The sequence below is a fragment of the Spongiibacter nanhainus genome, from assembly GCF_016132545.1.
In the GTDB taxonomy this organism is placed as follows: domain Bacteria; phylum Pseudomonadota; class Gammaproteobacteria; order Pseudomonadales; family Spongiibacteraceae; genus Spongiibacter; species Spongiibacter nanhainus.
Map to the genome: position 1 here is coordinate 3710920 of NZ_CP066167.1, position 15911 is coordinate 3726830.

The following is a 15911-nucleotide window of genomic DNA, read 5'->3' on the forward strand; positions in this document are numbered from 1 at the left end:
AAAAAGCGCCGGGTAATACAGCGGTGCGGCGAAATAGGACCGCGCAGTTTACCAAAACTGGCCATCATGACGCAGCAAGCCAGTTGACTGGATAAATATCCAGCATCATACTGCAACAGCTATCACCAACCCCGCGCCCCAGTCGTGAAACATGCATCACTGACAGCCCAGACGCCACAAGAGCTGAACCCCGACGAGTCTATCTCCGACCGCATCAGCGCCGCGCCGCTGTCTGACCCACTCTACTATCTGCGCAATCTGCACGCGGTATTCAATTGGGTGCTCGAGCACCACACTGACTTGCTCACTAAAGCGGAGCAGCGCCTCTTGGCCGCCGCAATGACCCCACCCGCACCGGCACAAGCACTGTTGGCACGGATGATTATGCGCAAGGGCGAACTGTTTCGCAGTGACAAGCTGATCTACGTCGAAGTCCCCGAATTGGACAGCGCACTGGCCGACCTACAAGGCATTGACTGGGTGGACACCGAGCCCGCCCTGGGCCTCAATCAAGTGGCCTCACTGTGCCGCCGCCAGGAATTGGTGGCACTGCTACAACAACAGGGGCGATCGACCAGCCCCAGCCAGCGCAAAGACCAATTGGCGGCACAACTGGAAGGCTGCGCACCACGACAGGGAGAAGGTCCACTGCAAGCATGGTGGCCTAAGGCGCCCTTCCGTGCCATTCGTCTGCAACACAGTGAGCTGATTGAACGGGTGCAGCTGATGTTTTTTGGCAACCTGAGCCAGCAGTGGTCGGAGTTTGTGCTGACCGAGCTGGGCCACCAGCACTATGAGTCAGTGCCCTTCACCCCGGAGTCCAGAGCCTTTGATCATCGGCGCGATATCGACACCTACCTCGCCATCCACCGCTGTCGTCAGCGCCTGGACGAAGGCGATGCGCCCTCCGTGGTTTATGACTTCGTACCCCAAGCCGACGATAACCCCTGGCTGGAGCAACGCCGCCAGCGTTTGCTGTTTAACCTGGCCCACTCTGCCGAGCGGCAGGGCGACATCCCCTTTGCCATAACGCGCTATCGAGAAAACCCGCTGCCCGACGCCCAGGTACGCTACTGCCGGCTGGCGGAAAAACATCTGGACTCAGCCGCATTAATTAACCACATCAATAGTACGCTGAGCCACATACACCAAGCGCTACCACAATTACATTTGGGTCGCGTACGATGTCGTCTTGCCCGCAAGCTAAAACTCGATATTGAACCGCAAAGCAAAACGGAGGTGCCTCAGTTATTGCTGAGCATTCCTTACCGTGACGACGAGAGGGTCGAGCTGGCGACACTTCGTCATTTAAGCAATGAAGAGCACCTGTGCGGCTTTTACTCTGAAAACACCCTGTTTACCGGTTTGCTGGCCCTGCTGATCTGGCCCGCCCTCTACGCGCCCCTGCCCGGCGCCTTCTTTCATCCTTTTCAGGCCGGGCCGGCAGATTTGTTTCGCCCTGACTTTGTCGAACGACGCCAGTCGATGATTGATGAACTGCTGGGGACATTGGAGAGCGGCGAATACCGCGATCGTATTCGCCGCTGCTGGCAGCAAAAATTTGGCCTTAGTTGTCCGCTGGTATTTTGGCCGGCATTGCCAGAAGAACTATTGGATTTGGCGCTGGCGTTAATACCCAGCCAGCACCTGGGCGCTATTTTTCGCCACCTGCTGAACGACCTCCGCCAACACCGCAGCGGTATGCCGGATCTGATCCTGTTTGATACCCAGGCGGGCAACTACCGATTGATCGAGGTGAAGGGGCCCGGCGACCGCCTGCAGGACAACCAACGGCTTACCATTGAAACCCTGCTTGAGGCGGGCATTCCCGTGCAGCTTGCCAATGTCGACAGGCTGGCCACCCCGTGACTGAGCTTATCGCCACCAGCAGTTTGATACCGGTCGCAGTGCGCTCGCTGTGTGAGTTCGCTGCCCGCAGCGGCAGTTTGGAGTTTCGCTACACCCCGGCGCCCACTCCCATCCAGGGCATTATCGGCCACCAAACGGTTCAGGGCCGCCGCCCCGACCCCTATGTGTCGGAGTACCTGTTGACCGGGGAATGCGAGGGGCTGTTATTGAGCGGCCGGGTGGACGGTTACTACGCCCATCAGCAACAGCCCTTTCTGGAGGAAATCAAAACTCACCGCGGCAAGGTCAGCCGCATCGGCCCCGGCAAGCGCGCCCTGCACTGGGCCCAGCTCAAGGTTTACGGGGCGCTGCTGTGTCAGCGCGACGGCCGCGACAGCATTACCCTGCGGCTGACATATTTTGAAGTGCGCAGCGAGGAGGAAACCCGGGAGGACATCGACTACAGCGCCGAGGAGTTACAGCAATTTCTACAATCGGTGTGCCGGCGCTACCGCCGCTGGGCCGAGAAAGAGGCCAACCACCGGCGGCGTCGGGATCGGGTCTTAATGGATTTGCAATTCCCCTTTGCCGAGTTTCGCCACGGTCAGCGCGACCTTTCCGAAGCGGTATACAAGTCCGCCGCTCGGGGTCAGGCTCTGCTATTACAGGCTCCCACCGGCATCGGCAAAACCCTGGGGGTGCTGTTTCCGGCGCTGAGCGCCATGCCCCGGCGAGAGATCGACAGGGTGTTCTTTCTCACCTGCCGCAATACCGGGCGGGAACTGGCCCTGGACGGGCTGCGGCAGCTGCTTTCCCCACAGCCTGAACTTCGGGTGCTGGAGCTGACCGCCCGGGAGCAGAGCTGCGACCACCCCAACGCCGCCTGCCACGGCGAGTCCTGCCCACTGGCAGAGGGCTTCTTCGATCGCCTCGACGCCGCCCGGGAAGAGGCCGCCAAAACCGCGTTTCTCGATCAGGCTGCCTTGCAGCGTATCGCCAAAAACCATCAGATCTGCCGCTACTTTCTGGCTCTGGAAATGGCGCGCTGGTGCGACGTGGTGGTAGGCGACGTTAACCACTACTTCGACCAACACGCCCTGCTCTACGCCCTGAGCCAACAAAACGGCTGGCAGGTAATGCCGGTGGTGGACGAAGCCCACAACCTCATTGACCGGGCCCGAGACATGTACAGCATTGTGCTCAGCGAGGCGGAGATGCTGCACAGCCTGAGCAAACCGCCGGCCACCCTGCGTCGCCCGCTGAGCAAATTGGCCGAGGCCTGGCAGACCATGCTGGCCCCCTACCGGGAACTGATCCGCAGCGACAACCCCCGCTACATTTATCTCGACGAGGTGCCTAACCAACTCAATGACGCCCTCTACAGCCTGATCGCCGCCATCACCGACTATCTCAGCGACCACCCCGGCGACGCGCGGATTCAGCAGCTGCTGTTTACCGCCAGCGGTTTTCTACGCCTGGCGGAGCGCTTTGGCGACCACTCCCAGTGTGTGCTGGACTGCGAATGGCAGACACTGGATACCACACTGATCACCGGCTCTACGGCCATCCGCATCGACAACCTGATTCCCGCCGATCATTTGCAGGACCGCTTTGTCGACGCCCACAACCCGGTGCTGTTCTCCGCCACGCTGACACCGCCCCACTTCTATCGGGATCTGCTGGGCATGCCCCACAACACCGCTTGCGAGGACATCGACAGCCCCTTTCACCGCGAGCAGATCGAACTCAATCTGGTCAGTCAGATCAGCACCCGTTACGAGCACCGCAGTACCTCGCTAACACCCATCTGCGACCGGGTCGGCTCGCGTTTTCAGCAGCGCCCCGGCAACTACTTGGTCTATGTGAGTAGTTTTAGCTACCTCCAGGATATGGCGGCCCGCTTTGCCGAGCGTTTTCCGGATATCGAGCTGGTTCTTCAGCACCCGGCGATGTCGCCCCGCCAGCGCAGCGACTTTATCGACGCCCTGCGCAGCCCCCGCCCCAGTGTGGGCTTTGCGGTGCTGGGCGGGGTCTTCGGCGAAGGTATCGACCTGCCCGGGGAGCAGTTAATTGGGGTATTTGTCGCCACCCTGGGTTTGCCCCCTTACAGCGACAGTAACGAAGTACTCCGCCAGCGCCTGGAGCAGCGCTTCGGCGACGGCTATGCCTACACCTATCTCTATCCGGGGCTGCGAAAGGTGATCCAGGCCGCTGGCAGGCTGATTCGCACTCCCCAAGACCGGGGTCTGATCGAATTAATCGACAATCGCTATCAAAATCCGGCCATACGCGCTTTACTACCCAAATGGTGGGATCAAAACTAGAAGTGAGCACTAACTTCTAAAATTCAACAGTTTTCCGAATATGTGAAATGCCATATAGCCAGGGCCGTGGTAAGTGTTTTAAAGTGGAGTCAAAGCAAACAAAAGTACCTATTGGTTAATGAAAAAGCTGAAAAAACAACTACTGCAATCCACCAGTTACCAGCAATGGAAGGAACTGGCCCAGGAGCACGACCGCAAAAGCGGCCTGGAGCACTGGAAGCAGGTCGACAGAACCAGCCTGTATGACTACGCCACCATTCGCACCCGGCTGGAGCGACTGCGGTACTTCCGCAACAATGACGACAATAACGGTCTGCTGTTCACCCTCAACGAGGGTATCCACGGCAATATGGGCGGCATGGGTCGGCCCATCCTCTACACCCGGGCCAAGTTCGGCACCAAAAACCTGATCCGCGAGTATGTGGATGAGATTCACGATGCTCTGGACCACTTGTCCAAACTCGAAGCCGACAGCCCCAGCTTTTTGGAGCGCCTGGACTTCTTCCGTCGCGCCAGCAAGTGCTACGGCCAATCGGCGCTGATGCTTAGCGGCGGCGCCGTGCTGGGCCATTTCCACGTCGGCGTGGTGAAAGCGCTGCTGGATCAAGATTTGCTGCCCGACGTGATTTCCGGCTCCAGTGCCGGCTCGCTGATTGCCGCGGTGCTGGGTACCCGCACCGACGAAGAACTGCACCAATTCCTGGATACCCGCACCCTGGTCAAAGAGCTGGTTCAGGAGTCGGAATTGATGGGCAATCGCAGCAGCTCGCTGCGCATTAACCACCAGGCGCTGACCGACAAGATCGCCAAACTGGTGCCGGACATGACCTTTCAGGAGGCCTTTGAGAAGACCGGCCGGCACATCAACATCTCCATTTCGCCCTCGGATGTGCACCAGACCTCGCGGCTGCTCAATGCCATCGCCTCGCCCAATGTTTACATCCGCAAGGCAGTATTAGCTTCTTGCGCGGTCCCCGGTGCCTATCCCTCAGTAATGCTGGAAGCCAAGAACGTCCACGGCTATCCCCAGCCCTACTTGCCTACCCGGCGCTGGATTGACGGCTCACTGAGCGACGACCTGCCCTCCAAGCGGCTGGCGCGCCTGTATGGCGTTAACCACTTTATTGTCAGCCAGACCAACCCGCTGGTGTTGTGGGCCCTGCACGACCCCAAAGCCAATCAGCACTCGGTGCCCGATGCCGCCCGCCAACTGGGCGCGCGGATGGTGAAGGAATGGTCCCGGGTGGGTAGCAATCTGGCCCGGCGCTACTTTAAAAACGCGCCGCGCTTCCAGCGTTTCGCCAATCTGGTGTACTCAGTGACCAACCAGGAGTACACCGGCGATATCAACATTATCCCCCGCAGCCGGTTCTATGATCCCCGTCGCCTGTTGACCGAGATTACTGAAAAAGAACTGCTGCAGTTTGTGTTGGATGGCGAGCGCGCCACTTGGCCCAAGATCGAGATGATCCGCACCACCACCAAAATCAGCCGCAAACTGCGGGATATTTTGGAAGTCTACGAAGACGAGGAACAGGCGCGGCTGGGCAAGAGCCATCACCTGGGCGCCGAAATGCCCCGCAGCCACTTGGGTGCAGGCTAAGACCTGCACCGCCCCCCTCAACCTACCCTCTCTCCTCACTAATAAGGGCTGGCCAACACTGATTGGCCGGCGGCAAGTCCCCATCGCTTGAATAAACCACCAAATACTGTTACATAGATAAATGTAACAATGTGGCAGCCAGAGCCCGCCACGACACCACCTATAACAACAATGCGGATCGACAATGCGAACCACCGAGCACCTGGTAAAGCTGGCTCGTCAGCTTTCCACCACCGCCGAACGGCTGCCCGGCGCCGGCCTGGTACAAAAAGAGTATGAAATTATTGAGGATGCGCTGCTGCAATCCATGCATCAGCGCATGAAGCGGGCTGTTTCCCGCAGCGCGGAAAGCCCAGTGGCACTCCCGCCTCCAGCCAACAGCGACAATATCGACATTGCCGAGGGTCGCGTCGGGTTGTCACCTGGCCAACGCCTCCAGTCCATTATGGCTGAGGCATTGGAACAGACCACGGAGCAAGCACTGTCAGATTGGGCGCACCGAATCCTCGATCAACTTTTACCCGACGAAGCACGACTACTCTCTGCGTTTTCCAGTGGCGACAGCTACGCGGTAATCGGCGTATCGGCATCACGGTCCATAACCGGCCCCAGGGAAATACTGCTGTCCAACATTTCCTCAGTGGGCAAGGCCGCCCAGGTCAAAGCCCGGGAACTGCTTCCCAGCTATATCGCCCGCCTCAAGACCTTGGGGCTGATTGAGCGCCGCGGCCCCAGCAACAGCCTGGAGCTCGACTACCAGATTCTGGAGTCTGACACGAGAGTACAACAGGCACTTAACGAGGCACAGGCTGGCAATTATTCAAGGATTCGCACTGAGCGAGGAACCATAAAATTAAGCGCGACGGGCAATAAACTGTGGCAAATATGTACCCAGCATAAAAGTAACTAACACCCTAAAAACGCTGCGATAGTCGCAAACCTACAGCACAGACTCACACTATTATTTAACGACAATCTATGTTCGATCATGTGGTGGCTGATATACAGGCCAATTGGTTTCTCTATCTGTCGATACCCATTACCGGCAGTGTCGTGGGCTATGCCACCAATATCCTCGCCCTCAAAATGATGTTTCTGCCACTGGACTTCACCGGTTGGCGCCCACTGCTGGGCTGGCAGGGTATTGTGCCCCGCAAAGCCGGCAAGATGGCCAGCATCACCGTGGACACCCTTGTTCCACGCTTGGTCACAGAGCGACAGATATACGATCGCCTCGACCCCCAGCGGGTCGCACAGGAAATTGAGGCGCCAATGCTGGAATTGATCAGCCATATGACCGAAGACATTCTAGCTGAATTCGAGCCGCGAATTTGGGAAACGCTGCCACGCGCCTTACAGCAGCGCATTATCCGCCGCATTCAAGAGGATGCCCCCAAAGCCGTTGCAGAGTTGATGGCAGAGCTCCGCAATGACATCGAGAACGTGTTTGATCTCAAAGACATGGTCATCACCACCCTGGTGCGGGACAAACGTCTGATGAATCGTATTTTTCAGGAGACTGGCCGCGAGGAATTTCGATTTATCGCCAAATCCGGGCTGTACTTCGGCGCAGTATTCGGTGTTTTGCAGATGCTTGGCTGGCTGTTCTACCAAGCCCCCTGGCAGCTGCCCATCTTTGGTTTATTGGTCGGCTATTTGACCAACGCGATCGCCCTGCGGCTGATATTCCAACCTCAAACACCCCTAGAGGTCGGCCCCTGGCGCGTCCAAGGGCTTTTCCACAAGCGCCAAAAGGAAGTGTCTCGGGACTACGGCCGGCTAATAGCCGACGAGGTCGTCACCCCCGGCAATATCATTGAGGCGGTATTAAAAGGCCCCTGCTCAGACCGGGTATTTATGATGATCGCCCGCCACGTTAAACAGGTTATCGACGCCCAATCCGGCATCGCACGCCCCTTGGTGGTGTGGACCCTGGGAAGCCGCCGCTATACCCAGATGAAAGACGCGGCTGTAGCGCGGCTGGTCGCCAAATTGCCGGAGACGATCCACTCGGTGGACAGCTATGCCAAGGAAGCCATGGACCTGGCCAACACGCTGTCGAGCCAGCTGGCGACGCTGCCACCCGCCGAGTTTGAAGCGATGCTACGCCCGGCCTTTCAAGAAGACGAATGGATGCTGATAGCCGCCGGCGCCGTACTGGGCACCAGCGTCGGGATTGGCCAGTTGATCCTGTTTGGAATGTTTACGGGGTAAGGCAGATGCAAAAAAGCCGAAGGTTGAACTCTAATGGGGTGAACCTGCATATTGCCGAGTGGGGAAACCCCGAGCAACCCACCCTGCTAATGGTGCACGGCTATCCCGACTCCATGCAGGTTTGGCGGGACGTGGCAGACAAGCTATCGACACACCTTCATGTGGTGGCATACGATGTGCGCGGCGCGGGGCTGTCCGACACACCAACAGCCCGCGGCGCCTATTCCCTGCCGCAACTCGCTACAGACCTTAAACTCGTGATTGAAGAGCTGTCCCCCGACAAGCCGATTCATTTACTGGCCCACGACTGGGGTTCGATACAAAGTTGGGAGGTGGTGACAGACCCAGGCATGTCCTCGCGAATCGCTTCTTTTACCTCTATCTCCGGGCCTTGCCTGGATCACGTCGGACACTGGATGCGCAGCCGCCTTCGCTCCGGCAAGCTGGTTGAGTTCAGTCAAGCGTTGAAACAATTGGCCAGCTCTTGGTACATCGGATTTTTTCAGCTTCCCCTGCTACCGTCCTTGCTCTGGCGCTTCGGCCTATTAAAAGCTTGGCCTCTGCTATTAAAACGCAGCGAAGGCATACAAAAACAAAACACCAGAGCAGAGGCGCTAAGGAAAAACGCCCTCAATGGCATTCAGCTGTACCGCGAAAATGTCGCCCTTCGATTGCGAGCGCCAAGAGACAGGCACACTGACATTCCAGTGCAATTGATCGTACCCACACGAGACAAGTTCCTGCGCCCGCCCCTCTATCAGGATATGGGGCAATGGGTCACAACGCTGCAGAGAATTGATATTGATGCGGGCCACTGGCTCCCCCTCAGCCACCCTGATTGGCTGGCGGAGCGGGTTTTAGCATTTGTACAGAGTTCCCCGCCCGATAAGGTCGTCGGGCGGCAACCCTGATTATTGATTCAAGCCCAGGCTGGACTGCACATCAGCGCCAATGAGCAGCCAAAGCCAACCACCCAAACCAGTGAGCGCAAGGTCGCGACATTGTTGATATACAGTGCGATATAGACAATTCGCGCCACCACAAAGGCAATGGCGAGATAGTCGACGATGGAACCGGTGATACCACTGGTGACTGCCACCAACACACCGGCCGCAAAAAAGGGAAAAGACTCTATTTGATTCTGGTGGGCAGCGAGAGCGCGCTTACCCCACTCGGGTAAATTCGCCCACTGGTCTCGGGGATGGTTATTGTCGTAGCCGCCCGGGGCCTGGCCCTGGGCAACCGCCAGTGGCATTTTGGACCCAAAGTGCAACAGCGCTGCGATAAACAAACACCAAAGTGCAATCGACATAGTAGCTCCTCGTTATATTTGTTGCCGTTAAACGAAAAAGCATACTGCAAAGTCAATTCGGGCCACATACCTTATTTGTGGCCCAGTATGGCCTTGTCACACCATCAATCAGGCAGCGTTATTCACCAGCCCGTGCTCGGCCAATAACTCAGCAATTTCGTCCAGGCTGGCCGGATCGTCGATAGTGGAAGGCGCGGTGTAGCTTTGGCCATCGGCGATCTGCCGCAATATCTTGCGCAGAATTTTGCCGGAACGGGTTTTGGGCAGCCGTTGTACGATCACAGCCCGATGGAAGCAGGCAATGGCACCAATCTCGTGGCGCACCATACCCACCAGCTCCGATTGCAAATCCGCCTCGGCAATATCGGCGCCGTCTTTCAGCAGTACCAGGCCAATGGGCACCTGTCCTTTCAGAGAGTCCTGAATGCCGATAACCGCGCACTCTGCCACCGCGTCGTGGGCGGCGACGATCTCTTCCATCTCACCCGTGGACAAACGGTGTCCGGCGACATTTATCACGTCGTCGGTGCGGCCCATGATATAGACGTAGCCGTCATCATCTTTATAGCCACCATCACCTGAGCAGTAGTAACCGGGGAATTCTTCCAGATAGCCGGCCAGGAAGCGCTCGTGATTGCCCCAGATAGTAGGCAGACAGCTGGGAGGCAACGGCAACTTCACTGCAATGGCGCCCTGGGTGCCGGCGGGCAAGGGCTTGCCTTCACTGTCCAGCACTTGCACGTCAAAACCGGGCACCGGCACAGTGGAGGAGCCAGGCTTGGGCGGCTTGGCTTCAATACCCATCAGGTTGCCGCAAATCGCCCAACCGGTTTCGGTCTGCCACCAGTGATCCACCACCGGCTTGCCGGCTTTTTCAACGGTCCAATCATAGGTGGGCGGATCGAGACGCTCCCCCGCCATAAAGATGGTTTCCAGCTCCGACAGGTCGTAGCCTTGCAACAACTTGGCGTGAGGGTCTTCCTTTTTAATCGCTCGGAACGCGGTGGGAGCGGCGAACAGCGCCTTGGCCTTGTGCTCCGACGCCACTCGCCAAAAGGCACCCGCATCCGGAGTTTTGACCGGCTTGCCCTCGTAAATAATGGTGGTACAGCCGGCGAGCAAGGGGCCGTAAACGATGTAGGAGTGGCCCACTACCCAGCCCACATCAGAGGCCGCCCAGAACACCTCACCGGGATTCATGTTGTAGATGGCTTTCATGGAGTAAGCCAGTGCCACCGCGTGGCCGCCATTATCCCGCACCACGCCCTTGGGCTTACCGGTGGTGCCGGAGGTGTAGAGAATATAGAGCGGATCGGTGCCCTTCACCGCTACACAGTCGGCTGGCGCGGCCTTGCTCATGGCGTCGTGCCAATCGATGTCCCGGCCATCGACCAGCGCCGCCTTGGACTCGGACCGCTGCAAAATTACGCAGCCCTCTGGCTTGTGATTGGCCTGCTCTATCGCCGAGTCTAACAGCGGCTTATAGTCGATAACCTTGCCCACTTCGATACCGCAGGAGGCACTGACCAAGACTTTGGGCGTCGCGTCATCAATCCGGACAGCCAGCTCGTGGGCGGCAAAGCCACCAAACACCACCGAGTGAATCGCCCCCAAACGGGCCACCGCCAACATGGCGATCACCGCCTCTGGCACCATGGGCATATAAATCACCACCCGGTCACCTTTGGTCACGCCCTGCTCGGCCAATACCCCGGCAAACAGGGCGACCTCGTCCCGCAGCTCCCGGTAGGTGTATTTGCGTTGGCTACCGGTGACTGGCGAATCGTAAATGGCCGCCACCTGATCGCCCCGCCCCTGCTCGACGTGATAGTCCAGGGCCATGTAGGCGGTGTTCATTTCGCCGTCGGCAAACCACCGGTCAATACCGTTCTCGTCTTTGGAGAGGATGGTTTTTGGTTGGCTGTACCAGGGCAGCTTGGCCGCTTTATCTGCCCAGAAGGTCTCGGGCTGCTCGATGGATTGTGTGTATTCAGTGAGATAGGACATAGTCGTTCCGCTAAGAATGAGAGTTACCGGATTTTTTCACTAGCTTACCGAAGCTTATCCCACTCGGGCATTAGACAAAGGGCGAATACAAAAACGCCCGGCATAGGCCGGGCGTATTAACACGTCTATTTGTACGTCACTGTTTCAGTTCAGCTGCCTGCCCCACCAGCCAACGAAGTACAGGCCTCCGAGGTTGGATTGAGGCTGCCGAAACAGGCCGCTAAGTTTTCGAAAGCGGAAGGCACATCTGGCGCACCATCGGTCGGGAATACCGAACCACACTCCTCCGAAGCCGGATCAAACGTGGCGATACAGGACGCTAGGGGCGCCAATGGTTCAGGCACGTCTGGCGCATCGCCACCGACCAATGAGGTACAGGCGTCGGAGGTAGGATCGAAGCTTTCGAAGCAAGCAGCCAAAGGCTGAAGCTGCTCTGGAATCGCCGGGTCTTCAACGCCAAAGATGGCGGCACACTCGTCGGAAGTGGGATCGAAGGTCGCGAAGCAGGCCTCGAAGGGCGCCAATGGCTCGGGAACGTTTTGATCGCCAAACACACTTGCACAGGCCTCGGAACCGGGATCAGCACTCATCAGGCAGTCCGACAAATCGGTGAGCGGGCCCTCGGGTAGCTCCGGCACATCGAACAAGCCGCCACAGGCGTCTGAGGTGGGATCCGCACTGGTCAGGCAAGCCGCAAAGGCCTCAAATTCCTCGGGCAGCTCTTGATCGGGGAATACCCCTGTGCAGGCCTCGGAGTTGGGGTCGCCACTAGCGAAGCAATCTACCAACGCGGCAAAAGGCTCCGGCGGCTCAAGACCACCGAAGATATCGCCACAGGCCTCGGAGTTAGGATCGCCACTGGCCACACAGTCGGCAAAGCCAGCGAACTCCTCGGGAATTTCCGGCTCGGGGAACACCCCGCCGCAAGCTTCTGAGTTGGGATCGGCACTCATCAAGCAGTCCGACAGATCCGCCAGCGGGCCGGGCAATTCCGGCGCATCAAACAGGCCTGCACAGGCTTCGGAATTGGGGTCGGCACTGGTCAGGCAAGCGGCGAAGGCCTCAAACTCCTCGGGCAGCTCTTGATCAGGGAAGGCCCCGGAGCAGGCCTCGGAGTTGGGGTCGCCACTGGCGAAGCAGTCCACCAGATCGGCAAAGGGCTCGGGGGGTTCAAAGCCACCGAAGACCTCGCCACAGGCCTCAGAGTTGGGATCGCCACTGGCCACACAATCGGCAAAGCCAGCGAACTCCTCGGGAATTTCCGGCTCGGGGAAAACCCCGCCGCAAGCTTCTGAGTTGGGGTCGGCACTCATCAAGCAGCCCGACAGATCCGCCAGCGGGCCGGGCAATTCCGGCGCATCAAACAGGCCTGCACAGGCTTCGGAATTGGGGTCGGCACTGGTCAGACAAGCGGCGAAGGCCTCAAACTCCTCGGGCAGCTCTTGATCGGGGAAGACACCGGCGCAGGCCTCGGAGTTGGGATCGGCACTGGCGAAGCAGTCCACCAGATCGGCAAAGGGCTCGGGGGGTTCAAAGCCACCGAAGACCTCGCCACAGGCCTCAGAGTTAGGATCGCCACTGGCCACACAGTCGGCAAAGCCGGCCAGCTCTTCCGGGAGTTCCGGCACCTCGCCATCACCCAGCAGGGCGGTACACTGCTCTGAAGCGGGATCAAATGTCATAAAGCAATCTGCCAGGGGCTGCAGTTCCGCTGGTACCTCGGGCTCCCCACCATCACCCAGCAGGGCACGGCACTCGTCGGAGCTGGGGTTCAGGGTTCCGATACAGGCGGCAAAGGGCTGAAACTCATCCGGGACTTCGGGGCTTTCGCCACCCACCAGTTCGGTACATTCATCCGAAGTCGGATTAAAGGTCAAGAAGCAGGCCGCAATCGGCTCGAATTGCTCTGGCACTTCGGGCTCGCCAACATCGCCAAACAAAGCGGCGCACTCGTCAGAGCCTGGATTGAAAGTCGCAAAGCAAGCGGCAAGCGGGGCCAATTCCTCGGGAATTTCCGGCTCACCGCCGCCCACCAATGCAGCACATTCATCGGAAGTGGGGTCGAAAGTCGCGATGCACGCAGCGAAGGGTTCAAACTCCTCGGGCAATTCCGGGGGAGCCGCACCGCCAAACAGCGCTGCACAGGCTTCTGACGTTGGGTCGAAGGTCTCGAAACAGGCCGCAATAGGAGCCAACTCTTCAGGAACGTCCGGCGTGCCACCATCGCCAATCAGACCGGAGCACGCTTCAGACGTCGGATCAAAACTCATAAAGCAGGCGACAACTGGCTCAAATTGCTCCGGCACCTCGGCGCCGCCAAAGACATCCGCACACTCTTGAGAGTTGGGATCAGCACTCATAAAGCAGGCTTGCAAGGCGGCCAGGTTGTTGAATACCTCGAGGATCTGATCAAAGCCTTCGGGCAGCTCGTCCTGCGGGATGGGACACTCAGCGGTATCCGACCCACCCGTACAGGCGTTGAAGCAACCCGGATAGGTCGTAGGATCGGCGATATCGCAAGCTTCGGGGTCGGTACCCGGCTCCTGCTCGACCGGGAAGGGGCAAACCGTCGCCGGGTCGCCGTCGCTACAGTCACTGAAGACAGCGAACAGCGCCAGCAACTGATCCGGCGAAGGCGCGGGCACGCCACCACCGCCGGGGAAGCCACCACCAAAGGCATCGGTGGGGAATGGACAGGCGTCATCGCCGTCGACACAGGCCGCAAAACAATCCGGATAGGTGGTGGGGTTCAGCGGATCGCAGCTGTTGGGCTCGCCGCCACCGTTTCCGCCATCATCACCACCATCGGTCGCGCCGCCGTCGTCTGTGGCACCACCGTCATCGGTCGCGCCACCATCGTCCGTGGCACCGCCGTCATCGGTCGCGCCACCATCGTCCGTGGCACCGCCGTCATCGGTCGCGCCGCCATCGTCTGTGGCACCGCCATCATCGGTCGCGCCACCATCGTCTGTGGCGCCGCCATCATCGGTCGCACCACCATCGTCTGTGGCACCGCCGTCATCGGTGGCGCCGCCATCGTCTGTGGCACCACCGTCATCGGTCGCGCCGCCGTCGTCGGCACCGCCATTACTGTCGCAATCGTCGTTATCAAAGCTGCCGTCGTTAACATCAGCTTCGGTACACGCCAAGTGCGCTTGTGCTTCTTCTTCGCTCACCAGCTCCCGGGGCGTGTTTTCCAGCCCGGCATCCACGTAAGCATCCCTGGCGAAATCCGCCAGCTCACTGTTGCGGAAGTCACTGTCGGCAAAATCGTTAACAGAAAAGCCTTCGCTGGCAGCCACGCTCTGTACCAGCGCCGGGATGGTAATACCGTTGTCGGGGTCGCCATCTTGGTCCAGTGTCAGCAGCCATGCGGCCATATTGCCAGCCGCAAAAAACGAGGGCGTCAGATCGACCGGCGTAATCAACGGCTGAGCATTGGTAGAACCCAAGCTGATATTGCCGAGGGCGAAGCTAACCGTCTGGCCGGCTCGGTATTGGAAGACACCCAGGGAATTGGTGGTACCGGCCAGGGCAGATTGGCCACCGCCGCTACTACTGTAGCGCACACCACTGACATAACTGTCGACAAACTGGCCCGTTTGCGCCGCACCGTCATCGCCAGAGTTGTTAGAGCCGCTGCTTGAAGAGGAACTGCCACCACAGGCAGAGAGTACCAGCGGAACCAGGGCGAGTCCCGCCCACTTGGTTAGTTTATTTTTGTGCATTGTTATACCTTTATCTTGCACTCAAAGAATTGCAGGGCACACCCGCTATATCCTGAAGTTACACTATGACACAGTAAAACGAAACCGCGCGGAGGTCCGTCAGCGCTTGCGAGAATTGCGCCAAAAACCCCGGGACATCAGGGCTTGGGTGGCTATGCCGAAATTTGGCTGTGTATTTGTAACAGAGATTGGCCCGCCAAAATAAGACGAGCATCAAGGGAGTCGCCAGGCTGCAAGGGACCGACTCCGGCGGGGGTGCCAGTGAGTACCACGTCGCCGGGCAGCAAGGTAAAGCTGTTACTAATCTCGGCCAGCAAGTCACTGATACCAAACAACATATCTCGGCAAGCGCCATCCTGCTGCAACTGGCCATTGCGATACAACTGCAGCCCTAGGGCCCGCCAGTCAGGCACCTCTGAGGCGGGAACAAAGGGGGATAGGGGCAACGCACCGTCAAAAGCCTTAGCCTTTTCCCAGGGCTGGCCTTTTTCCTTAAGCTGGGACTGCAGCTCCCGCAAGGTTAAGTCCAATGCCAATCCGTAACCGAGAATAGCCGGCATCACGTCGTCTGCGCTGGCCTGCGACAGGCGCTGGCCAATCAACAGCGCAACCTCCAGCTCAAAATGACAAACCCCTTTATCCGCGGGCACATTGATAGCCGGCTCAAAAGGGACGATTGCCGTGCTGGGTTTGATAAACAGCAGCGGCGAGCTGGGAATCGGGTTATTGAGTTCCTTGGCGTGATCCGCGTAGTTACGCCCGACACAAACGGCTTTGCCAACGGGCAGCTCACAGGGCGTAGATTGTAGCTGGTGGTGATAGGTCACATTGTTGTCCCTGGTGGTAGCCATTACTGGCAAGGCACTTGGTACTGA

General features: G+C 58.6%; 10 protein-coding genes. 6 read left to right on the forward strand and 4 right to left on the reverse strand.

The features are described 5' to 3' along the window. Positions 1–144: 144 nt before the first annotated feature. The 6 genes from I6N98_RS16855 (at position 145) to I6N98_RS16880 (ending at position 8900) form a co-directional block, all read left to right on the forward strand. Positions 145–1869 (forward strand): VRR-NUC domain-containing protein, encoded by a 1725-nt coding sequence (locus tag I6N98_RS16855; RefSeq protein ID WP_198569487.1) that lies wholly within the window; start codon positions 145–147, stop codon positions 1867–1869. After that, a complete protein-coding gene (locus tag I6N98_RS16860) occupies positions 1866–4172 on the forward strand; it encodes an ATP-dependent DNA helicase (protein WP_232787387.1) in 2307 nt (768 codons plus the stop codon). Before I6N98_RS16855 ends, I6N98_RS16860 begins: the two co-directional genes overlap by 4 nt. A 118-nt stretch (positions 4173–4290) precedes the next feature. Further along, positions 4291–5775 (forward strand): DUF3336 domain-containing protein, encoded by a 1485-nt coding sequence (locus tag I6N98_RS16865; protein ID WP_198569488.1) that lies wholly within the window; start codon positions 4291–4293, stop codon positions 5773–5775. A gap of 184 nt (positions 5776–5959) precedes the next feature. Then, positions 5960–6685, forward strand: coding sequence for an Abi-alpha family protein (locus I6N98_RS16870; protein WP_198569489.1), 726 nt, complete (start codon positions 5960–5962; stop codon positions 6683–6685). Positions 6686–6753: 68 nt separating this feature from the next. Beyond that, a complete protein-coding gene (locus tag I6N98_RS16875) occupies positions 6754–7989 on the forward strand; it encodes a DUF445 domain-containing protein (protein ID WP_198569490.1) in 1236 nt (411 codons plus the stop codon). A 5-nt stretch (positions 7990–7994) separates the two neighbouring features. Next, positions 7995–8900, forward strand: coding sequence for an alpha/beta fold hydrolase (locus tag I6N98_RS16880; RefSeq protein ID WP_198569491.1), 906 nt, complete (start codon positions 7995–7997; stop codon positions 8898–8900). 8 nt (positions 8901–8908) lie between these two features. Here the strand turns inward: I6N98_RS16880 and I6N98_RS16885 are convergent, their stop codons facing one another. The 4 genes from I6N98_RS16885 to I6N98_RS16900 form a co-directional block, all read right to left on the reverse strand. Next, positions 8909–9301, reverse strand: coding sequence for an MAPEG family protein (locus tag I6N98_RS16885; protein ID WP_198569492.1), 393 nt, complete (start codon positions 9299–9301; stop codon positions 8909–8911). A gap of 108 nt (positions 9302–9409) precedes the next feature. Beyond that, positions 9410–11308 carry a propionyl-CoA synthetase gene (locus I6N98_RS16890; RefSeq protein ID WP_198569493.1) on the reverse strand — a complete coding sequence of 633 codons (1899 nt, stop codon included), beginning with the start codon at positions 11306–11308 and terminating at the stop codon, positions 9410–9412. A 149-nt stretch (positions 11309–11457) separates the two neighbouring features. After that, the gene (locus tag I6N98_RS16895) at positions 11458–15036 is read right to left on the reverse strand and encodes a hypothetical protein (RefSeq protein ID WP_198569494.1); all 3579 of its coding nucleotides are present in this window, start codon (positions 15034–15036) and stop codon (positions 11458–11460) included. A gap of 152 nt (positions 15037–15188) precedes the next feature. Continuing rightward, positions 15189–15887 carry a fumarylacetoacetate hydrolase family protein gene (locus I6N98_RS16900; RefSeq protein WP_198569495.1) on the reverse strand — a complete coding sequence of 233 codons (699 nt, stop codon included), beginning with the start codon at positions 15885–15887 and terminating at the stop codon, positions 15189–15191. Between the last annotated feature and the right edge of the window lie 24 nt (positions 15888–15911).